Source organism: Bradyrhizobium barranii subsp. apii (genome assembly GCF_011516635.5).
GTDB lineage: Bacteria > Pseudomonadota > Alphaproteobacteria > Rhizobiales > Xanthobacteraceae > Bradyrhizobium > Bradyrhizobium barranii.
The window spans coordinates 2,438,359-2,458,730 of record NZ_CP096255.1; the positions used below are offsets into that span (position 1 = coordinate 2,438,359).

The following is a 20,372-nucleotide window of genomic DNA, read 5'->3' on the forward strand; positions in this document are numbered from 1 at the left end:
AGAACGAACCTGCACCCGTGCGCGTTAGGCCGTGGGAACACGGCGATGATGTGGCGAAACGCCGCCAGCGGCGATTTTCGCGGGGCCGTCGTTTTTACGACTCAAACCCAGGTTAGGATTGCACTTGGCGATGTGCGTTACGCGACAGCAGGTCTGTCTATTCGTGCATTCGCCCAAAAATCGCTATTCAAAATTCGGGAGAACGTCCATGACCCGAGCAGACATCGGCGACATCCCCAAGCAGAACCCCTGTGCGCAATGTGGGGCACCGATCCCGTCTCCGGACTGGATCGAGCCGGGCGAAGGCCGCGTTTCCTATCTCTGGAAATGCCACGCCTGCGGCTACCGCTTCGAGGCGGTGGCGATCTTCGATGAGCACCCGATCGAGCATCCGCCGCTCGCCGCCTGAGGCGTGCCTTACGCCGCCCGCCGCGGCTGCTGCCACACCGGCAATTGCATCCGTACGATCAGCCCGTGCGGCGCGCGGTCGTGCAACGACAATTCGCCGCCATGAGCGATCGCGATCGCGCGCGCGATCGACAGACCGAGCCCGAAGCCGGTGTGCTCGTCCATGGTGCGCGCGTCGTCGCCGCGCGCGAACGGCTCCAGCATCTCCTGCTTGCGCGCATCCGAGATGCCGGGGCCGTCGTCCTCGACGTCGATGACGAGCCTGGTGCCGGATACGTCGAGGCGGATCGTCACTTCGGCGCCGAAGCGCACCGCGTTCTCGACGAGGTTGGTGACGCCCCGATGCAGTTCGTCGGGCCGCGCGGCGGCCGTCGCCGAAGCGGGGCCGTCATAGTGCACGACATGACCCATGTCGCCGAACTGGTCGGCGATGACCTGGAGCGTGCTCGCGATGTCGACCAGCGTCACCGCCTCGATCTTGCGGTCGTTGCGCAGCAGCGACAACACGGATTCCAGCATCGAGCGCATCTGGTCGAGATCGATCAGCATGCGCCTTCGGTTGCCCTCGTCCTCGATGAACTCGGCGCGCAGGCGCAGCCGGGTGATCGGCGTTCGCAGGTCGTGGCTGATCGCCGCCAGCATCCGGGTGCGATCCGACATTAGCCGCGCGATCCGTTCATGCATGCGGTTGAGCGCGCGCGCGACCGAGCGGATCTCCTCCGGGCCGCGCTCGGGCAGCGGATCGGCCGCCCCGTCCAGGCTGAAATTCTCGGCGGCCCTGGCAAACGAGGACAGCGGCGCGGCCAGCGCGTAGGCCGCCCACAGGCCGAGCATCGTGACGCTGATCAGCGCGAACAGCAGCGTTATCACCCAGGGGCCGCCCCAGAACCGCGGCGGATGCGGGCCCTGCTCGACGCGGCCCGCGATCACGCTGCCGTCGGGAAGCTCGACCGCGACGCGGTGTACGCCGAAGTTCGGGGCCAGCGCGACCACCTTGTACTGATGGCCGAGGTGCCGGCGCACGTTGCGCAGATGCGGGCCACCGCTGTCTTCGGCGACGGAGAAGGTCCCCGGCGCGAGGAGCTCGATGCCGGCATTCGGAAACGCACGCACGATATTGGCGAGGATGCGCGGCCGCTCGCTCGCATCCGTGCCGTTGAGCAGCAGCGCCGCGTCCGCGAGCTGATGGGCGGCGTCGGGCGGCGGCTCGGCCCGGTCCGGCCGGCTGATCAGAAAGCTGGCGGTGAGGATCAGATGCAGCGCGACGATCGACGCCACCACCAGCGCGGCGATCTGTCCGCCGATGCTCTTGAGGTGGAAGAAGCGGAACGGCGTCATGACGACCGCTCCACTAACTGCTCAGGGTCGCCGCGACCGCTTCATTGCCAGCTGCTTCAGTCCCGGCCGCCTCAGTTCTGGGCGTGAACAGATAGCCGCCGGAGCGCACCGTCTTGATGATGGTGGGATCGGCCGGATTGGGCTCGATCTTGCGGCGGATGCGGCTGACCAGCACGTCGATCGAGCGCTCGAACGAGCCGGTGTTGCGCCCTTGCGTGAGGTCGAGCAGGCTGTCGCGCGACAGCACGCGGCCGGGCCGCTCGCAGAACGTCCGCAGGAGATCGAACTCGGCGCTGGTCACCGCGACGCGCGCGCCTTCCGGATTGCGCAATTCGCGCAGGCGCAGATCGATGCGCCAGCCCGTCGAAGACGAGCGTGGAGGCGCCCTCGATCGAGCTTGCCGCCTGGGCTGCCGCCTGGCGGCGCAGCACCGCGTTGATGCGCGCGAGCAGCTCGCGCGGGTTGAACGGCTTTGGCAGATAGTCGTCCGCGCCCATCTCGAGGCCGACGATGCGATCGACGTCCTCGCCGCGCGCGGTCAGCATGATGATCGGCGTCTGCGCCTCCGAGCGTACCTTGCGGCACAGGCTCAGGCCGTCCTCGCCGGGCAGCATGACGTCGAGGATGATGAGGTCGACCCTGTGATCGGCCAAGGCACGCGACATCTCCCGGCCATCGCTCACGGTGGTGACGTTGCAGGCGTTGTTGCGCAGGTACTTTGCAATCAACGTCCGGGTTTCGCGGTCGTCCTCGACGACCAGGATGTTGGGATTGGCCATGCGCTTTGTTTGTCCAAGATTCGGGCCAAATGGCGAAGATTTTTGTTTCGGATTGTTTCTGCCTGTCCGGGCGCAACAGCAGGCAATACCCGGGCAGGGAAGCGGCAAGGTCTCGTTAAGGCCGCTAACCATACCGTGGCGGTGTCGCTTACGAAACCCCGCAAAAGCCACGGAGCCATTATGACCTCGATTTCGGCGGCCTCCGCCGGTAACTACCAGTCGCCCCTGCCGCGGCTTCAGCAGCAATTGCAATCGGACGTTTCCGACGGCACGATCTCGTCGTCGGACCAGTCGGCGCTCTCGACCGCGCTGACCGACATCGACACCGCCTTGCAGTCGAGCCGATCCAGCGATCAGTCGAGTGGCACGCGTCCTTCCAAGGACGAGATGAAGTCGAAGATCGACGATCTCATCGCCAACGAAGTGTCGAACGGGACGCTGACCTCGGACCAGGCGGACGAACTGAAGAACGTGTTTCAGTCCGCTTTCGCCAAGGGGCCCGGCGGCGCCGGTGGTCCGGGTGGTCCCGGTGGTGCGGGCGGACCGCCGCCCGGTCCGCCGCCGGATGACAGCTCGTCGGATTCGTCCTCGACGGACTCGACCAGCAGCACGTCGACCAACACGACCACGGCGGACATTCTCCAGCAATTCCTCCAGGCGCTCCAGCAGTCGCAATCGTCGAGCGCGTCCTACGGCGCCAACGGCAGCTCATTCGGCGGTTCGGATTTCTCCGCACTTCTGATCGACTTCAAGAGCTGACCTGAGCGACGCAGGTCGGCGCGTTCCTCGCCGCGATCGTGCTTCACCCAGGGCGCATGATCGTCGGCGGGGAACTGTGCATCAGGAACGTTCCTCATCGAACGTTCCTGAGTGACGCAGGAACTTTCTTCGCAGCGCAGCGCCATCATCGCGTGACGAAATTGCCGCAGAAAAGGAACTGCGGATGATCGCCGCTGTTCTCTCCGCATAAGCTTTCTGCTGAAGGAGAGGACAACAATGTTGATGAAATCGATCGCCGCCGGCCTTGCCGGCACCGCACTGCTTGCGACCGTTGCGTTCGCGCAAAACCCGACGGCCACCACCGACAAGGCGGCGCCCGTGGCCACCACCACAACGACGACGACTGCGTCGGGCGAGTGGCGTGCGTCGAAGATGTCGGGCCTGAAGATCTACAACGATGCCAACGAGAACATTGGCTCGATCAACGACCTGCTGATGGACAAGAGCGGCAACATCAAGATTGCCGTGATCGGCGTCGGCGGCTTCCTCGGCATGGGCGAGCATCTGGTCGCCGTTCCCTACGAGAAGCTGAAGTTCGTCAACGAGGCCGTCGCCTACACCGGCACGGGCGCGAAGCCTGCGGCGACCACGACCACCGGCGCTGCGACCGGCACCGAGAAGACCACGACGACGACGGCTACGACCGCCTCGTCCACGTCGAAATGGTATCCGGACCACGCCGTGTTCAATGCTAGCAAGGACGAGCTGAAGAACATGCCCGAGTTCAAGTACGCGGAGTAATGCTGCTCACGTGACGGCCGAAACGAAGCGCGCCCGGTTTTCACCGGGCGTGCTGTCGTGTCTTTCGTCTCTCCCTCGCCCCGCTTGCGGGGAGAGGGAGAAGACGTTCAGTGCGTCACCAGCGGGCAGCCGCCCTTGTCGAGCGGACGGAAGGCTTCGTCGCCGGGGACGGTGGCGATCAGCTTGTAGAGGTCCCACTCGCCCTTGGACTCCTCCGGCTTCTTCACCTCGAACAGATACATGTCGTGCACCATGCGGCCGTCGATCCGGATCTTGCCGTTCCTGGCGAAGAAGTCGTTGACCGGCGTTTTGCGCATCTGCTCCATCACCTTCGGCGCCTCGTCGGTCTTGATTGCCTCGATCGCCTTCAGATAGTGCATGGTCGCCGAGTAGAGACCGGCCTGGATCATGGTCGGCATATGACCGACCTTCTCGTTGAACCGCTTCGAGAAGGCGCGCGTCTCCTCGTTCATGTCCCAGTAGAACGCGTCGGTGACGATCAGGCCCTGCGTCGCCTTGATGCCGAGCGAATGGGTGTCGGTGATCTCCTGGAGCAGCGCGATCATCTTCTGGCCACCCTGAACGAGACCGAATTCGGCCGCCTGCTTCAGCGCGTTGGTGGTATCGCCGCCGGCATTCGCCAGCGCGACCACCTTGGCCTTGGAGGCCTGGGCCTGCAGCAGGAAGGACGAGAAGTCCGAGGAATTGAGCGGATGGCGGACCTCGCCGAGCACCTTGCCGCCGCTCTCCTTGACCACGTTGGCGGCGTCGCGCTGCAGCGCCATGCCGAAGGCGTAGTCGGCGGTGACGAAGAACCAGGTGTCCTCGCCGCGCTTCACCATCGCCTTGCCGGCGACATTCGACAGCGCATAGGTGTCGTAGGTCCAGTGCACCGTGTTGGGCGAGCAGGCGACGCCGGTGATGTCCGATGACCCGCCGCCGGAGTTGATGTTGATCTTGTTCTTCTCGCGCGTCAGCGCCGAGATCGGCAGTGCCACCGAGGATGTCGGCACGTCAAAGATCGCGTCGACCTTGTCGTTGTCGTACCAATTGCGGGCGATGTTGACGCCGACGTCGGGCTTGTTCTGGTGATCGGCGGCGACCACCTGTACCGGCTTGCCCGCGACCCTGGCGCCGTAATCGGCAACCGCCATCTCGACGGCGGCGAGCGAGCCCTTGCCGGTCGCGTCCGCATAGAGGCTCGACATGTCCGTGAGCACGCCGATCTTGACGACATCGTCGGAGATCTGCGCGTGGGCCGTGCCTGATGTGGCGGCGAGAGCAAGGCCGGGGATGTGCGAGGTGGCGTGAGAAATAAGTAGGGGGCTGCGGTGTTCACGCCGACATGAGAGCGCTGGACCAGCCCTATGGCGATCCACGCGGCGCGCGGGAGGCCGCCGAACTGGCGCTGCGAATGCAGCGCTGTGGAATCTCGCGTTGGCACCCAAGCCCGATTACCGCCTGCGAAGCAATCGAGCACCCGGCGACTGATTCAGCTTAGTTGCAGCCCTCTCGCTCACGTCGCTAAAACGGGAATTCATCCACTTTGACGTCTAAATCGACGGGAAAATCGAAGGTGCCTTCGGTGGTCACAATGCGAACTGTGGCTCGTCCCGCTATCTTGTAACTTTCCTTCAAAACGACCGGTTCTTGATTGGCTCCGTAAGCATTTTCTAAAATCCTTTCGCCAGTAATTTTTATCTGGGCCCATGACTTAGCTTGCAACCGTCTAAGTGGTGGACGCACAAAATAGCTGCTGACGCTTTTGTCCGTTTCGCTTTGACGCACTGCGCATTCTTGGCCGTCTTGGGTAAACGTCCATCCCCTTCCAGCTTCAAAATAGATGGCCTCGATTTCGGGAGAGGGAACTGTCGTGTCATTATTCAAGTCAAAAACCACATCGACCGTGCCCTTGGCGGACCATTTAGTCTTCGTGAGCAAGCCTGATGTGCGATTCAATCGCACAGTGAGGATGGATTTCCGGTTAGCGAACTCGGACTTCAACCAGTCTAGGTCCTTCTCAAGCGCTTGCCGTAAGTTCTGTATTGAGTCCCCGTAAATCAGATGACGGTGATGCTTGAGGTCGAACGGGATGTCGTCAGCTCTCGAAGTAAGAAGCAGACATAGCTTGCCTTTGGCGTGGGCATATCCCGTTTCGTAGAACACGTTGGGATTGCGGCCAGTCATGTCAGCTATGATGATGTCGGCAGCATCTATCTGGCGGTAAATGCGCTCTAGGATATTCTCTTTGTGAAATATCTGCTCGTCAACGCGCTCGGCTCGAATGCCGAGTTTCTCAGCCGTCTCCTTGATCCCGAGTTTGTATACATCGTCAAAAGCAGCATCGAATGGCATTAAAACGAATGCAAACATTAGTGATCATCCCGCGAATCGGTCATTCACACGATGGCACAATGCAGGGTAGCAAGACGAAGGTTGGGGCGCTTGTCCCGGTTATTCACAGGCTGCCTTGATCACCGAAAGAGCTGTGCACGGGCTTGAGCAATTGCCGCCTTGGCTTGGTCAAGCGTGACGTTGAACCATTCGCCCCTCACACGATGTTCAGCCAGAATTCGATGCACCATCGGCTCAAGAGCAGGAGCTTCGGCGTCGTCCTCACAACAGTGGGTATGAACGATTGTGAGTTGATGCGGCGTTCCAGTTTGAAATTGGCTCAATCGGCCTTCCGGGTCGAAGGCCTTACCGATCTTGAGAAAGCCGCTGCCAGGATCTTGGATCACATAAAGCTGCCTATGCTCCCTGACCGGAGGCAGAAAACGCCGCGACCAATCGGCACTCATTTCAGCTAACGCCTCATCCGCGTTAGTTGGGCCATCCGGGTCCGGGTTGGGGTACGGCACAGGCTCAAAGCCAGTCGAAGCATCGCACAGTCGTGCCGTCGCATCGGCCAGCTCATCATTACCGGCGTCGCGAAGGCGTCTAGCCCGTCTTATTCGTCAGAGGGCGCCTGAGAGGCTGGCGAGCGTGGTGTAAAGCGCTGATGCGGCGTAGGATTCGGTTGCAAAGCCAACCCCATCACCTTCAGCCGCGAACACCACGCCCGCCATGACCGACGATACGATTCTGCCCTTCTCGTTTCCAGCCGTTCACGCCAAGAAAGTCACAGCTGCCTTCGATGGCGGTCGGCTGACCTCGAACGGGGGCGTGATGCTTCTGGCGATGGCCGAGCGGCGTCTCGGCTTGGCCGACAATTTGGCCCGGGTGTTCCCGGATCGGCGCGATCCGACGCGGGTCGTGCACAGCCTGGTCGATATGTTCCGCGCGCGCATGTTCGCGATCTGCTGCGGCTACGAGGACGCCGACGACCTCGATCATCTGCGGTCCGATCCCGCATTCAAGCTGGCCTGCGGACGGCTGCCGGACACGGGTCGCGATCTGTGTTCCCAACCGACGCTGTCGCGTCTGGAGAATGCTCCGCGCCTGCGCGACGTGATCCGACTGACCTACACTTTGGTCGACGCATGGATGGATAGCTACCCGCGCGAGCCGGCATCCGTCACGCTCGACATCGATGATACCTGCGATGTCGTCCACGGCCATCAGCAGCTCTCGCTGTTCAACGCTCATTATGACGAACGCTGCTTCCTGCCGATCCACGTCTACGACACGGAGAAGAGCCGGCCCGTGGCGGTCGTGCTGCGGCCCGGCAAGACGCCGGGCGGCGTCGAGGTGCGTGCCCATCTGCGCCGCCTGGTACGGCATATCCGGACGCGGTGGCACAACACGCGAATTACGTTCCGTGGCGACGGGCACTATGCCCGGCCGGAGGCAATGGCGTGGTGCGAGACCAACGGCATCGACTACATCTTCGGTCTGTCCGGCACCAAGCCGCTCGCCAGAAAAGTCGACGCGGTCGCCGACGACATCCGCACGCGACGCGCCATCGAGAACCTGCCGGTTCTGCGCGGCTATACCGAGACGCGCCACAAGGCAAAGTCCTGGGATCGCGAACGACGCACCGTCGCCCGTATTGAGGCGACGATGCTCGGCCTCGACATCCGCTTCGTCGTCACCAGCCTCGATGTCGGCTCGGCCGAGTGGATCTACGACAGCCTGTATTGCGCGCGCGGCCAAGCCGAGAATCTGATCAAGCTGCATAAGACGCAGCTCGCCTCCGATCGCACCAGTTGCCGTTCGGCGCTCGCCAATCAAGTCCGCCTCGTTCTCCATACCGCCGCTTATTGGCTGATGCTGACCGTGCGCGACGCCATTCCCAAAGTCCGGGAATTGGCCACTGCCGAGTTCGCGACGCTGCGTCTTCGGCTCTTGAAAATCGCCGCCCGGGTTGTCGAGACCAAGAGCCGCATTCGCCTTGCGTTCGCCGCGGCATGTCCCGAAGCCGACCTGATCCGCAGCTTGCCCGGCGCGCTGCTGCCGCTCGGTCCTTGACCGGTGGGGCGTCCGCCCGCGTTCACCCAACCCATCCCTCAAGCGCGTTGCAAAGTACCGGTCGTCAGGCGGTGAAAAGCCGAAGGCAATCCTGTGCGCCTCGTCAGCGGAGGTGTGCGGATGCACCAGTCGGACCAAAATACCGCGCTCTCACGAATAGGGCGGGCTAGATAGGATGGACAGCAGAAATTCGAGATTATGCACTTTCAATTTCTCCGCTATCGGTTCGTCGTAAACCTCCCGATACTGCGCCCGCCCGCATCATAGATTGTCGTCGTGTTGCCGCTCGTCGTCTCGCGGCTGATCACCTTGCCTCGTGCATCGTAGTTCGTGACCGTGCCGCTGGAGTCGGTCGCCGACCGTCTGGGGTACCGCCAAACGAGTCGTAGAACGTGCGCTGCTGCCCGACAGTACCGTCGGGCAGCGACTGCGCCGAGGCCGCGCCGGTCAGCAGCGCGAGCGTCAGCAGTGTAGCCGTCATGATTTGCCTGTAAATCGTGGGGAACGACATCCCAATTCCTTGAATCCGGGTGCCATCCGCGCCACCTTGCGCGACCATGACGGCTTTGGCCTAATTGGCGAGTGATTTGGCAGTTTGCCGAATCACGCATGGAAAAGCCGAGCACACTTCGCAGGCGGGCTCGGCTTTCCGTGGCTGTTTTCACCGGAGATGCTTTCGGATGTCCATCACCACGAGGAGACCCTAGCTTGGCTAGTCCTGTCGTTCAAGACAACCAACCCCGCAAAACCAAGTTCACATTCGAAGAAGCTGTTGACGTGTGGCTGCGCCGCTGGAGTGGCCAGTACCAGCACGAGATCGCGGCGGCCTATGTGATCAACCCGCGTGCCGTGAACCACGTTCTCAAGGGCATCACGCACGCCGGAAGCAAGGACGAAGCCGCCCAGCGCACCGGGCGCACGGCATAGTCAGCGCGACGGCTCGGCGAGCGGCTCCGGTCGCTCGCCTGTCGCTTCCGGCAAAAAAATCTGCTTTTTACACCGGCCTGACACCGACGCGCTGTCATACCGATATTATTGAGCTTTTACCGCTCATCACTCTCCCACAACAAGGAGAAGGAAGAAGAATACCACCGGTCAGGCGCTGCTGCCCTTGAGCCGTTCGTTGCGTCGGCGCAGGCCTTCCAGGGTGGCGAGGAGGATGACCGATACCGTCGTCAGAATCACCGCCGCTGCCGTGATGGTCGGACTGATGTTCTCGCGGATGCCGCTGAACATCTCGCGCGGCAGGGTGCGTTGCTCCGGACCCGCCATGAACAGCACGATCACCACCTCATCGAAGCTGGTCGCGAAGGCGAAGAGCGCACCCGACGCAAGGCCGGGCAGGATCAGCGGCAGGATCACGCGGCGGAACGCATAAAGCGGCGAGGCGCCGAGCGAGGCGGCGGCGCGTGCCAGATTGGTGTCGAAGCTTTGCAGCGTCGCGCCGACCGTGATCACCACAAAGGGCGTCGCCAGCGCGGTGTGGGCCAGGATCAAGCCGAGATAACTGCCGGTCAGTCCGATCGGCGCGAAGAAGAAATACAGGCCGACCGCGGTGATGACGCCGGGCACGACGACCGGCGACAGCACGAAAGCCAGCACGAGCGGTTTGAACCGGCTCTTCCACTGCGCCAGCCCCAGCGCAGCCAGCGTGCCAAGCACCATCGACAGCAGGGTCGAGGCGACGCCGATGATCATGCTGTTCTTCAGCGAATTCATCCAGCGCGGCGAATTGATGAAGTCGTCGTACCAGCGCAAGGAGAGGCCCGGCAGCGGATAGGTGAGGTACGAGCCCGAACTGAAGGACAGCGGCATGATCGCAAGGATCGGCGCGATCAGGAAGATGAACACCAGCGTGGAGATGACGATGGTCGCGGTCCACGCGATACGCTGGCTGGGCGTGCGGAGGGAAGAATGATCGCTCAATTCTTCATTCCTCCCGTGACCTGCTGCCCCTGCACCAGCTTGCCGTAGACGAGAGCGAGCAAAAGAGTGGCCAGCAGCAGCACCGCTCCCAACGCCGAAGCAAGGCCCCAATTGGCCGTCTCGGTCGTGTAGAGCGCGATGAAGTAGCTGATCATCTGATCGGCGGCGCCGCCGACGAGTGCCGGTGTGATGTAGTAGCCGAGCGCCAGGATGAAGACGAGCAGGCTTCCCGCGCCGATGCCGGGCAGGGTCTGAGGCAGGTAGATCCGCAGGAAGGCAGTGGTCGGTGGCGCGCCGAGCGAGGCGGCGGCACGCATGTACGCAGGCGAGATCGCTTTCATGCTGCTGTACAGCGGCAGGATCATGAACGGCAGGAGAACGTGGGTCATGGCCACGCAGACACCGAAGCGGTTGTAGATCAGCCGCAACGGCTCGTCGATGATGCCAGCCAGTGCAGGCTGTCGTTCACGATGCCCTTGCTCTGCAGCAAGACGATCCAGGCGCAGGTGCGGACCAGAAGCGACGTCCAGAACGGCAGCAGGACAAAGATCATCAGCAGGTTCGACCGGCCCGGCGGCAGCGTTGCCAGCAGGTAAGCGACCGGGAAGCCGAGGATCAGGCAGAGTGCCGTGACGCTGAAGCTGATGAGGAAGGTGCGGGCGAAGACGTTGCGGTAGATCGCCTGGTCTGATGCGGCCGCGACGATCGCACCATCGACGTTCCGCGTCAGGTCGAGCGCCGCCAGCAGATAGAAGCCGGTCACCGGGCCACTGGCATCCTTGATCGTCGTCCAGGTGGCCCGTTCGCGCCAGGCCGGATTGATCTTGCCCGGTGTCTCCCTGGCGGTGCCGGGCTCCGGCTGCGCCTTCAGATTGCGTGCGGTGCTGGTCAGGATCGTACGAAAACCGTTCAGGGCGTAATTGAGCCGCTTGGCCGCGATGGCGATGATGCCGGAAGCGCGCGCCGCCAGGATGTCGCTTGCCAGCGCTGCAAAGGCCTTTTCATCCGGCAGGTCCTTGCCGTCCCAGTCGGCGAGAGCCGCGACGGTTTGCGGCAGAACCTGACGCACCTCGCGGTCATCGACCGCGCGCCACAGCATGCCGGCGATCGGGCCTGCGAAGGTGAACAGCAGGAAGACGAGAAGCGGCAGCACCAGCGCCAATGCCTTGACCTGGCGTGTCCGCTCCGCACGCCGCAATCGGCGCTTGAGCGGCACCTCGGTCGACGCATTGGCGCCGGTCAAGCGCGCATCCGTCATTGGTCGAGCCTTGCAGGGCGCGTTACTTCGCGGCCCATTTGTTGAAGCGCTCGGTCAGGCGGTCGATGTTCTCGAGCCAGAAGCCAACGTTGATCTCGACCGCGTTCTTGATGTTGTCAGGCGCTGTCGGCAGGTCCTTGAGAACGGCGGGCGCGAGCAGGGCGGCTGCGTCCTTGTTCGAGGTGCCATAGGCAATGTTCTGCGACAGCTTTGACTGGTTCTCCGCCTTGCCCGCGAAGTCCAGGAACTTGTAGGCCGCATCCTTGTTCGGGCTGCCCTTCAGGATGACCCAGCTGTCGAGAGTGAAGAGGGCTCCGTCCCATACGATGCCGAAATTCTTCTTGTCGTTCTTGTTCGCGGTGTCGATGCGGCCATTGTAGACCGAGGTCATCGCCACCTCGCCGGAGGCGAGCAATTGCGGCGGCTGGGCGCCGGCCTTCCACCAGACGATGTCGCCCTTGATGGTGTCCAGCTTCTTGAACGCGCGCTCGACGCCCTCGTCGGTCGCCAGCACCTTGTAGACGTCCTTCGGTGCGACGCCGTCGGCCATGAGGGCGATCTCCAGCGTGGTCTTCGGGCCCTGACGCAAGGCGCGCTTGCCCGGAATCTTTTTGGTGTCGAAGAAGTCGGCCCAGCCGTTGGGGGCGTCCTTCAGCTTGTCCTTGTCGTAGCCGAGAACGAAATCGTAGAGGATGGCGCCGACGCCGCAGGGATTGACCGACGGCGGGATATAGGCGGCCTCGCCGCCGATCTTGGAATAATCCATCTTCTCGAACAGGCCTTCCTCGCAGCCGACCGCGAGTTCGTCGCTCTCGACCTGGACGAGGTCCCAGGTGGCGGCACCACCCTGCACCTTGGCGCGCAACACGCCGACGCCGCCGTCCCAGGACTCGTCGTTCATCGCGACGCCGGCTGCTTTCTTGAACGGCTCGAAATAGACCTTCTTCTGGGCATCCTGGTAGGCGCCGCCCCACGACACGACGGTGAGGTCACGCGCCTGCGTGACCGTGGCCAGCGCGGCGCTGGCGCTGAACGCCACGGCGAACCCCAGAGCAATCTTGCCAGTCTTGCGCTTCAGCATGGTCCTTGTTCCTTCTTCATCTGCGTTGCGTTGAGGTTGATCGATGCCGGTCCGGATCAGACGGGATCGAGGGCCAGGCAGTCCTCGGGACGGAAGGTGATGAATACGCTTTCACCAGATCTTAGATTGCCATGTCTCAATCCGTCATGCGCCCCCGGCTGAACCTTGACCATGAACTCCCCGTTGCCGGCGACATCGAGCACGGCCAGTGCGTGGTCGCCGAGATAGATGGTGTTCTGCACCTTGGCCGGCAGTCGGTTCGGTCCCTCGCTGGAGGTGCCGTCCGGGATGATGGCGATCCGCTCCGGCCGCACCGACAGGGAGGTCGATGCGCCCGCGCCCGATACGTTGACCGCCCGTGCGGTCACGGCGCCGCCACCAGCCAGCGTGACGCGGCAATAGTCCTTCTCGATCGTCTCGACGGTGCCGGACAGCACGTTGTTCTCACCGATGAAGTGAGCGACGAAGCTGTTCACCCGGATGCTCGTACAGCGCGTCGGGCCGGTCGATCTGCTGCACGATGCCGTCGTTGAACACGGCGATGCGATCCGACATGGTGAGCGCTTCGCTCTGATCGTGGGTGACGTAGACGACGGTGATGCCCATCGTCTCGTGCAGCTGCTTGATCTCCAGTTGCATCTGCTCCCGCAGGCGCTTGTCGAGGGCGCCAAGGGGTTCATCCATCAGTACGAGCTGCGGATTGAAAACCAGTGCGCGGGCCAGCGCCACGCGCTGCTGCTGACCGCCGGACAGCTGCCCGGGCCGCCGGTGCGCCAGGGTTTCCATCTTGATCATGCGCAACGCCGCGTTGACGCGCTCCTGCGCCTCGGCCTTGGCCGTGTTGCGAACGGATAGCGGGAAGGCAATATTCTCCGCGATCGTCAGGTGCGGGAACAAGGCATAGTTCTGGAACACCATGCCGATGTCGCGCTTATGCGGCGGCACGTTCTTGATCGGCCGTTCCGCGAGGTAGATTTCGCCATGGGTCGGAACCTCGAAGCCGGCCAGCATCATCAGCGTGGTCGTCTTGCCCGAGCCCGACGGGCCGAGCAGGGTGACGAACTCGCCCTTCCTGATTTCGAGATCGAGGTTCTTCACCACGAGGTGCTCGCCATCGTAGGTCTTTTGAATGCCGGAAAAGCGCACCAGCGCCGGCGCAGGCGTGACCATGCCGGCTTCCATGTTGTCCTCGCGTTGTCCCCTGCAGTGCTGTCAGCACCTCGTTCGAGGTTGCGGGAAACAGCTTAGCATCCTCCGACGAGAATGCCAGCGGCGCAAGCGACGCGCGCGGGTCCGGCGAGTGAAGACGCGCTACATCCCCGACAGCTTCGTCACGTAGACGTTCAGCGAACCGCCGGCTTCCGCGACGATGCGCAGCGTCTTGGAATCGAAGGCGATGTCGGCGAGGGTCAGGCTGTCGATCTTGGCGTCGACCTTGAGGCCGTCCTCGCTCTTCTGGTAGTCGGCGATCGCGGCCGCGATCTTCTCGCGCGCATTGGCGGCGATCGGCTTCAGATCGAGCGTCGCTTTCTGCACCAATGCCTGCTGCATCTGCGGCACCACCGCGCGTGCGGCCGCGCCGAGCAGGCCGAAGGCGGCCTCGGACTCCACCGCGAGCTGGATGTCGGCGAGCCGCAGCGTCTGCTGCGCCTGGTCGAGCATCGGCCGGCCCCAGATGTGCACGGTCGCTTTGGCGCCGAGACCGAGCCAGCTCTTCTTCTCCTTGGCACGCACCAGCAGCGAGATCAGGAGACGATCGCCCGACGGCACCACGTTGACGCCTTTCACGGTGACGTCGACCGGACCGGAGCCGTCCTCGGGATAGGTGTGGCCGACTATCTGCGCCGCGATCAGCTTGTTGATCTCGGTGAAGGGCACGTCGATCGGCACGCCGATGTTCACGCCGGTGCCGGTCGGCGGTACGATCGAGATCTTGTCGGGGAAGGGACAGTCCGGTTTGGTCGACGTCGAGGTCACGCGCGTCTCGAGCTCGAGGCCGAGCAGCAGCGTCACGTTCTGCGCGTCGACGCGCGGCTGCGCCGCGATGGCACGGGTCGGTTTCATCTCGAGCCAGAGCGGCGGCAGCGCGGCCGATGAGCCCGAGCCCTGCAGCGGGATCGAGCGGCAGGCCTTGGCCCATTGCAGCTTCGCATTGTCGCGCAGCGAGGGATCGTTGCGGATGCGCTCGGAGACGATGTTGATCTGCTCGCCGACATTCTTGTCGATCAGCGGCTTCACCTGCGCCGGCACGTTGACCTTGGCGCCGGAGACGTTGAGGTTGGTGTCGCCGAGATTGACCTGGGCGCCGAGATTTGGCTCGAGATGCCAATTGGCCGCGAGCTTCGGGCGCGAGGTGACGACCACGTTGCCCTTGATCTCGGCGCTGGCGTTCAAATTCTTGATGTTAACCGCGCCGATCCGTTTCGCTGCGTCACCGCCGAGTACGCTGCCGAGCGCGTCGCCAAGCGCGCCGGTGGCTTTCGACGACAGCGAGCCCGTCACGTTGAGCTTGCCATTGAGCGGCGTCGAGATCGTCAGCACGTCCTTGTCGCCGGCCGCCGCCATCGGCCCGCGCACGGCGGACCAGCCGATGTCGGCATTCTCCAGGATCTGCGAGATTGGATTATCGGCCTTGCCGGCGAAATTGCGCGGCGCGGCTTTCTCGGCCTGTTCGCGGATCGCCGACAGCGCGATCGCAACCGGCGCCACCACGATCGAGCTCTTCGCGACCGGTGGCAGCGGCGGCAATTGCGCGACCGGCGGCGCAGTCGTCGCCGCGCGCGGCGACAGCCAGTCCATCGCCTTCAGGCTGACGAAAAACGACGCCGCGAGCACCGCCACGGCGATCAGGACAGTCTTCAAGTTCAGCGTCAGTCGCATCAATCCCCCAAGCCGCCCAGGGCCGGAAGTCTACAGGGCAGGCGAGGAGGGCGCTAGAGCGCACCGGTGGGGTGGAATTGGGGCGAACAGATTAACGGTTGCGGCAGCATCGGTGCCGCGCATCCGTCATCGCGCACCTAGCTGCGCCTCGGGCGGCGAACCGCCCTCACATTGCCGCGATCGCCACCGCCGCAGAAGAAGCGGTCGCCGCCGTCGGACTCCAATCCTGACACCATCGTCCCGGCGGGCAGGTCGAGCTGCTCCAGCACCTTGCCGGTCTCAGGATCGATCCGGCGCAAATCGCTTTCCTCGCCCTCCCAGGTGCCATGCCAGAGCTCGCCGTCGACCCAGGTGACGCCGGTCACGAAGCGCTTGCTTTCGATGGTGCGGAGGATCTTTCCTGTTTCCGGATCGACCTGATGGATCTTGCGCTCGCGATACTGACCGACCCACAGCGAACCCTCCGCCCAGGCCAATCCGGAATCGCCGCCGCCGCCCGGGGCAGGAATCGTGCTGATCACCTTGCCGGTGGCGGCGTCGATCTTCTGGATGCGATCCTCGGCAATCTGGAACAGGTGCCGGCCGTCGAACGCCGTCCCCGCATGCGCGGCGACATCGATGCAGCGTGCGATCCTGCCGTTGGCCGGATCGACCGCATTCAGCTTGTCGCCGGATGCGAACCAGACATGGGTCCCGTCATAGGTGACGCCATGCACGGCCTCGACACCCGCAAAAGGTCCGTACTCCCTGACGATTTCGGCGGCTGAACGCTTCATGTGCTTGATCCCTCTGATGTGATCCAACTTACGCCTTCAGGAGCGGTCCGGGGAGTAACAAGCCTGTCGGGAAACCCGGGACGGGCGGGGTCATCCAGCGCCGTGCCCGGCCGTGTCCGAACGATTGCACCTTGTTCGACCGCGCCAGCTCGTCGAGGGCCCGCTGCACCGTGCGCGCGCTCGTTCCCAGCGCCAGCGCGAGCGCCGAGCTCGACCAGGGCTCGCCGTCGGAGAGGACGGCGAGCACCGCGGCGTGCTTCTCCTCGACGGGACGTGCCAGCACGAGGACGTCGCGCGTCTTGCGCGGCGCCAGCACAAAACCCTGTTTCGTCGCGCTGATGTCGGCCAGCGGCTCGAGCTGGGTGCGGAGCCGCCCGATCTCCACGCGCAACCGCGCGCGATGCGATTCGTCGGCGTGCTTCGCCCGGAACGCGCCTGATATCAGCTCCTCTCGCGAGACGTCCGCGGGCCATGCCTGCGCCAGGAGGCGGGCGAGCGCGAACAGCACCGGCCGCGTTCCGAGCGAGACGATGCGGCCTTGCCTGCGCAGGGCATGATGAAAGGTGTCCACGACGAGCGCCGTCGAGGTCGCCAGTCTTTCGACCTCCCCGAGCAGCAACGGGTGCTCGCTGCCGCGCGCGATCAGGCGCGCCGCCGGCGTGTCGAGGATCAGGTTCGCGCTGTCGACCTCGGCCACGAGCGCCGGGATCTTGGCCTGCCGCGCTGCGAGAGCCGCGCGGTTGAGCGCGGCGCGCGCATCTTTCGCTCTCAATCGTCTGATGGCGATGCCGGCGACCACCAGCTCGCGGACGACTTGTGATGCAGGCGGGAGCGGGGAGGGGCTGAGCTCGGCCAGCGTGCGCTCGGCTTCGTCGAGCTGCCCGACGAGGAGGAGGCGGCGCGCCTCGATGTGCCCCGCATGGGCTGCATTGGCGAGATCGCCGTGCTGTTCGAGCGTCGCGCGGGCCGCCGCGAGCGTTTTCACCGGCCAGCTCAGGTCGCGCGAGACGAGCGCGATCTCGGCTTCGGCCACCACGCATCTCGCGCGCGCCACCGCCTCTCTTGGACCGAACGCGCGCGCGGCGCTCCGCAGCAGCGTCTTCGCTTTCGCGAGATCGCCGAGCTGCGCCATCGCGATGCCGCGTAGCGCCAGCGACGGTGCATCGTTGCGCAGCGCAACGCGGTTCAGCGCGCCGAGCGGATCGCCGGCCTCTAACGCGCGCGCGGCGGCCGTGATCAGCGACTCCATTCAAATCCCGCCACACTTGTTACTCCCACCGCGCAACCGCTTGGTGCCAGAAATCGTTGACGACCGACAATGTGCGGCGAGGGTCGAGCGGTTCCGCGTCCGTCGTAGCGCGACGCGGAATGACCGCCCGGACAAGAGGAATGGAGAGCCATGATGACATCAGCAGACAATGCAGGAACTAACGGACAGGCCGCCATGCAAACACCGCCGGTGGTGTCGCCGCAGGACTGGGAGGCCGCCCGTCAGCAACTGCTCGTGAAGGAAAAGGCGCATACCCGTGCCCGCGACGCCCTCGCCGCCGAGCGCCGGCGCATGCCGTGGATGGAAGTCACCAAAACCTATGCGTTCGAGGGGCCCGGCGGCAAGATCAGTCTGGTGGATCTGTTCCAGGGCCGGCGGCAGCTGATCGTCTACCGGGCCTTCTTCGAGCCGGGCGTGTTCGGCTGGCCCGATCAAGCCTGCCGGGGCTGCTCCATGGTGGCCGACCAGGTCGCCCATGTCTCGCACCTGAACGCCCGCGACACCACGCTCGTGTTCGCCTCGCGCGCGCCCCAGGCCGACATCATCAGGCTGAAGCAGCGGATGGGCTGGACCATACCCTGGGTCACCGTCACCGACAGTTTCGACGCCGATTTTGGCGTCGACGAATGGCACGGCACCAACGTGTTCTACCGCGACGGCGACCGCATCTTCCGCACCTATTTCGTCAAGAGCCGCGGCGACGAGCAGATGGGCGGCACCTGGAACTATCTCGATATCACCCCGCTCGGCCGGCAGGAGGTCTGGGAGGACTCGCCAAAGGGCTATCCGCAGACGCCAACCTACAAATGGTGGAACTGGCACGACAGCTACGCGGAAGGCGCCGCGCCGGACAAGAAGTGGGTCGAGATCTCGACGGCCGGCGAGAAGGCTTTTCGCGAGGAGGCCGCGGAAGGCCGTGACTAGTCCCGCCAACGTGGCCACCGGCGCGAGCCGCGACGGCGTGGTGGCCGCACGCCACCTCGCCAGATGGCTGGCTCTGGCGGCAACGCCGACCTTCGCGATCATGGCCGTGTTGACGGCCGTGCTCGGCGGCCCGGCGGACATGCTGTGTGCCGCCGGGTACGGCTCCGTGCTGAGTGGGATGGTGCCGATGTATCTGCTGATGAGCGCGTTTCATTCAGCGGCCTGGCTGAGGCTGGTTTCGGAGCGGCGGGGCGCCATCCGGCGAGATACGGATGGCGTCAGTCATTGACCGCTGTCGTTGAGGAACAATGCCATCAGGATTTCGTCGTAGTATCGGTCGGCGTGCTTCAGTGCTTTCACCTCACGGCCGTATTCGACAAAGCCGGCAGCGGTGTAGAGGCGGATGGCGGCGGCGTTCTCGCTGACGACGGCCAGCTGAAGCTGTTCAACTTGCCCTGTGGCATGTGCCACGACCGCGTCTACAAGGCGCCGCGCCGCGCCGGATTTTCGCGCATGGGGCCGCACATACATGCCCCAGAGAAGAGCCTTGTGCTCGGTCTTCGCGCCGTCCTGCCGCTGGAAGCCGGCAACGCCGACGAGCTCGTGCGCGACGAAGGCGCCGAAAACGTCCGACGCTGCAAGGCGCGCCTCGAACCAGGTGAGGGGCTTTTCCTGCTCGCGTGCGAACGTGCTGCCAAAAGCTTCGGGATGCGTTACGAGCGCTTCCAGCCTGATCGCACGGTAGAGAGCCGCGTCGGCGGGCGTGAGCAGTCTGATCATGGCTATGAGAGATGTGCCAGCGGCAGCGGCGCGCCGGCCTTCAGTGTCTGGATCGCAATGCTGCTGCGAACCTCCCGCACGATGGGCAGGTTGAGCAGCTTGTCGACGAGGAAGCGCTGGTAGTCCTCGAGCTCGGGCACGACGATTTCGAGGAGATAGTCGGCTTCGCCGGAGACGAGGTGGCAGGCAACGACCTCAGGCATCGCCACAACGGTCCGTTCGAAGCCCAGCGCCTGGTCGTTGGCATGGCCGTTGATCTTGACGCCGAGGAAGGCCGAGAAGCCGAGCCCGAGGCAGCCACGCCGCAAGGAGGCCCGGTAGCCGTCGATATAGCCGTCCCGCTCCAGCCGCCGCACTCGTCGCAGGCAGGGTGATGGCGACAATCCGATCTTGTCCGCCAGTTCGATGTTGCTCAGTCGTGCGTTGGCCTGGAGTTCGGTGACGATGCGCCGGTCGATCGCATCCAGTTCGCATTTTGGCATGAACCGCATCCTGTGGGATCGAGAAGGGCGCAATATTGCGCCCGAGCCGCCGAGACTAGCCCAGTTCGCAAGGACATGCCTTGGCTTTCCGTGGGATGGATTGCTCCGACTTTGCTGCTGATGGAGTGAGCCATGACCGAGAGCCCGAACCTTGCGCCTCTGCTGGAGGCTGTCGAACGTTACTTCACGCTGATGTACGACAGCGATGTTTCGCAGTTCGACCGCGTCTTTGCGCCGACTGCGCAACTCCACGGATTTCGCGACGCCGAATTGCGGATCCTGCCCGTTGGCGACTACAGAGCGATGTTGGCTTCGACCCCGTCGCCCAAATCCAAGAATGCCCCGCGCCTTCAGGAGATATTGCTGATCGATCTGGCGTCGTCAGCGCAGGCACTGGTGAAGGTTCGCGTTCGGATCGATGTGCACCAGTACGTTGATTATCTGGCGTATCACTGCATCGAGGGCACTTGGCTCATTACCGCGAAATCGTTCCATGTGGAGCGCCGGTATGAGCCGACCGGCACGTAGCGCCTCCGCAA

Annotated in this window: 20 protein-coding genes and 3 pseudogenes; 8 read left to right on the top strand and 15 right to left on the bottom strand. The window is 63.9% G+C overall.

Features of this window, described 5'->3' with window-relative positions; all coding sequences use genetic code 11:
- The first annotated feature begins 208 nt into the window (after positions 1 to 208).
- Entirely contained in the window at positions 209 to 409 is a 201-nt protein-coding gene (locus HAP41_RS11665) for a hypothetical protein (RefSeq protein ID WP_028153771.1), read from the top strand.
- An 8-nt stretch (positions 410 to 417) separates the two neighbouring features.
- Here the strand turns inward: HAP41_RS11665 and HAP41_RS11670 are convergent, their stop codons facing one another.
- The gene (locus HAP41_RS11670; RefSeq protein WP_166102098.1) at positions 418 to 1,746 is read right to left on the bottom strand and encodes an ATP-binding protein; all 1,329 of its coding nucleotides are present in this window, start codon (positions 1,744 to 1,746) and stop codon (positions 418 to 420) included.
- Positions 1,747 to 1,759: 13 nt separating this feature from the next.
- Positions 1,760 to 2,525 (bottom strand): annotated as a pseudogene (locus tag HAP41_RS11675) (response regulator).
- A 180-nt stretch (positions 2,526 to 2,705) separates the two neighbouring features.
- Here HAP41_RS11675 and HAP41_RS11680 point away from each other — a divergent pair.
- Together HAP41_RS11680 and HAP41_RS11685 are read left to right on the top strand one after the other, a co-directional pair.
- Positions 2,706 to 3,284 (top strand): hypothetical protein, encoded by a 579-nt coding sequence (locus HAP41_RS11680; RefSeq protein ID WP_166102094.1) that lies wholly within the window; start codon positions 2,706 to 2,708, stop codon positions 3,282 to 3,284.
- Between the two features lie 237 nt (positions 3,285 to 3,521).
- Positions 3,522 to 4,046 (top strand): PRC-barrel domain-containing protein, encoded by a 525-nt coding sequence (locus HAP41_RS11685; RefSeq protein WP_166102091.1) that lies wholly within the window; start codon positions 3,522 to 3,524, stop codon positions 4,044 to 4,046.
- Between the two features lie 107 nt (positions 4,047 to 4,153).
- Here the strand turns inward: HAP41_RS11685 and HAP41_RS11690 are convergent, their stop codons facing one another.
- The 3 genes from HAP41_RS11690 to HAP41_RS11700 all read right to left on the bottom strand — a co-directional run bounded on the left by HAP41_RS11690 (position 4,154) and on the right by HAP41_RS11700 (position 6,847).
- The gene (locus HAP41_RS11690; RefSeq protein ID WP_166106079.1) at positions 4,154 to 5,362 is read right to left on the bottom strand and encodes an ABC transporter substrate-binding protein; all 1,209 of its coding nucleotides are present in this window, start codon (positions 5,360 to 5,362) and stop codon (positions 4,154 to 4,156) included.
- Between the two features lie 208 nt (positions 5,363 to 5,570).
- Positions 5,571 to 6,419: a hypothetical protein gene (locus tag HAP41_RS11695; protein ID WP_206706222.1), complete on the bottom strand. Its 849-nt coding sequence runs from the start codon at positions 6,417 to 6,419 to the stop codon at positions 5,571 to 5,573.
- A gap of 101 nt (positions 6,420 to 6,520) precedes the next feature.
- Positions 6,521 to 6,847: a GIY-YIG nuclease family protein gene (locus HAP41_RS11700; RefSeq protein WP_166102086.1), complete on the bottom strand. Its 327-nt coding sequence runs from the start codon at positions 6,845 to 6,847 to the stop codon at positions 6,521 to 6,523.
- Between the two features lie 265 nt (positions 6,848 to 7,112).
- On the opposite strand from HAP41_RS11700, the gene HAP41_RS11705 reads away from it, so the two are divergent.
- A complete protein-coding gene (locus HAP41_RS11705) occupies positions 7,113 to 8,456 on the top strand; it encodes an IS1380 family transposase (RefSeq protein WP_166053720.1) in 1,344 nt (447 codons plus the stop codon).
- A 304-nt stretch (positions 8,457 to 8,760) separates the two neighbouring features.
- On the opposite strand, the gene HAP41_RS11710 is transcribed toward HAP41_RS11705, so the two are convergent.
- Entirely contained in the window at positions 8,761 to 8,937 is a 177-nt protein-coding gene (locus tag HAP41_RS11710; RefSeq protein ID WP_176400456.1) for a hypothetical protein, read from the bottom strand.
- Between the two features lie 227 nt (positions 8,938 to 9,164).
- Between HAP41_RS11710 and HAP41_RS11715 the strand changes: the two genes are divergently transcribed.
- Positions 9,165 to 9,383 carry a hypothetical protein gene (locus HAP41_RS11715; RefSeq protein ID WP_166102079.1) on the top strand — a complete coding sequence of 73 codons (219 nt, stop codon included), beginning with the start codon at positions 9,165 to 9,167 and terminating at the stop codon, positions 9,381 to 9,383.
- Between the two features lie 168 nt (positions 9,384 to 9,551).
- On the opposite strand, the gene HAP41_RS11720 is transcribed toward HAP41_RS11715, so the two are convergent.
- The 7 genes and pseudogenes from HAP41_RS11720 to HAP41_RS11750 form a co-directional block, all read right to left on the bottom strand.
- On the bottom strand, positions 9,552 to 10,382 hold the full coding sequence (locus HAP41_RS11720; protein ID WP_063981501.1) for an ABC transporter permease: 831 nt from the start codon (positions 10,380 to 10,382) through the stop codon (positions 9,552 to 9,554).
- Positions 10,379 to 11,640, bottom strand: a pseudogene (locus HAP41_RS11725) (ABC transporter permease). The gene HAP41_RS11720 and the pseudogene HAP41_RS11725 overlap by 4 nt, the downstream one beginning before the upstream one ends.
- A gap of 22 nt (positions 11,641 to 11,662) precedes the next feature.
- Entirely contained in the window at positions 11,663 to 12,721 is a 1,059-nt protein-coding gene (locus tag HAP41_RS11730) for an ABC transporter substrate-binding protein (RefSeq protein WP_166102074.1), read from the bottom strand.
- 56 nt (positions 12,722 to 12,777) lie between these two features.
- A pseudogene (locus tag HAP41_RS11735) lies at positions 12,778 to 13,903 on the bottom strand (ABC transporter ATP-binding protein).
- Positions 13,904 to 14,032: 129 nt separating this feature from the next.
- Positions 14,033 to 15,601, bottom strand: a complete 1,569-nt coding sequence (locus HAP41_RS11740) for a DUF4403 family protein (RefSeq protein WP_166102068.1) — start codon at positions 15,599 to 15,601, stop codon at positions 14,033 to 14,035.
- A gap of 137 nt (positions 15,602 to 15,738) precedes the next feature.
- Positions 15,739 to 16,377 (bottom strand): Vgb family protein, encoded by a 639-nt coding sequence (locus tag HAP41_RS11745; RefSeq protein ID WP_166102064.1) that lies wholly within the window; start codon positions 16,375 to 16,377, stop codon positions 15,739 to 15,741.
- Between the two features lie 28 nt (positions 16,378 to 16,405).
- Positions 16,406 to 17,626, bottom strand: a complete 1,221-nt coding sequence (locus HAP41_RS11750; RefSeq protein ID WP_166102061.1) for a helix-turn-helix domain-containing protein — start codon at positions 17,624 to 17,626, stop codon at positions 16,406 to 16,408.
- Positions 17,627 to 17,776: 150 nt separating this feature from the next.
- Here HAP41_RS11750 and HAP41_RS11755 point away from each other — a divergent pair, with 150 nt between their 5' ends.
- Both HAP41_RS11755 and HAP41_RS11760 read left to right on the top strand, forming a co-directional pair.
- Positions 17,777 to 18,571 (top strand): DUF899 domain-containing protein, encoded by a 795-nt coding sequence (locus tag HAP41_RS11755; protein WP_166102054.1) that lies wholly within the window; start codon positions 17,777 to 17,779, stop codon positions 18,569 to 18,571.
- Entirely contained in the window at positions 18,564 to 18,860 is a 297-nt protein-coding gene (locus HAP41_RS11760; protein ID WP_085405128.1) for a hypothetical protein, read from the top strand. The genes HAP41_RS11755 and HAP41_RS11760 overlap by 8 nt, the downstream gene beginning before the upstream one ends.
- Here HAP41_RS11760 and HAP41_RS11765 read toward each other — a convergent pair.
- A complete protein-coding gene (locus tag HAP41_RS11765) occupies positions 18,854 to 19,351 on the bottom strand; it encodes a GNAT family N-acetyltransferase (protein WP_166102049.1) in 498 nt (165 codons plus the stop codon). The two genes, HAP41_RS11760 and HAP41_RS11765, sit on opposite strands and share 7 nt — an antisense overlap.
- 2 nt (positions 19,352 to 19,353) lie before the next feature.
- A complete protein-coding gene (locus HAP41_RS11770; RefSeq protein ID WP_166102046.1) occupies positions 19,354 to 19,833 on the bottom strand; it encodes an Lrp/AsnC family transcriptional regulator in 480 nt (159 codons plus the stop codon).
- A gap of 132 nt (positions 19,834 to 19,965) precedes the next feature.
- On the opposite strand from HAP41_RS11770, the gene HAP41_RS11775 reads away from it, so the two are divergent.
- A complete protein-coding gene (locus HAP41_RS11775) occupies positions 19,966 to 20,361 on the top strand; it encodes a nuclear transport factor 2 family protein (protein ID WP_166102041.1) in 396 nt (131 codons plus the stop codon).
- The last annotated feature ends 11 nt before the right edge of the window (positions 20,362 to 20,372 follow it).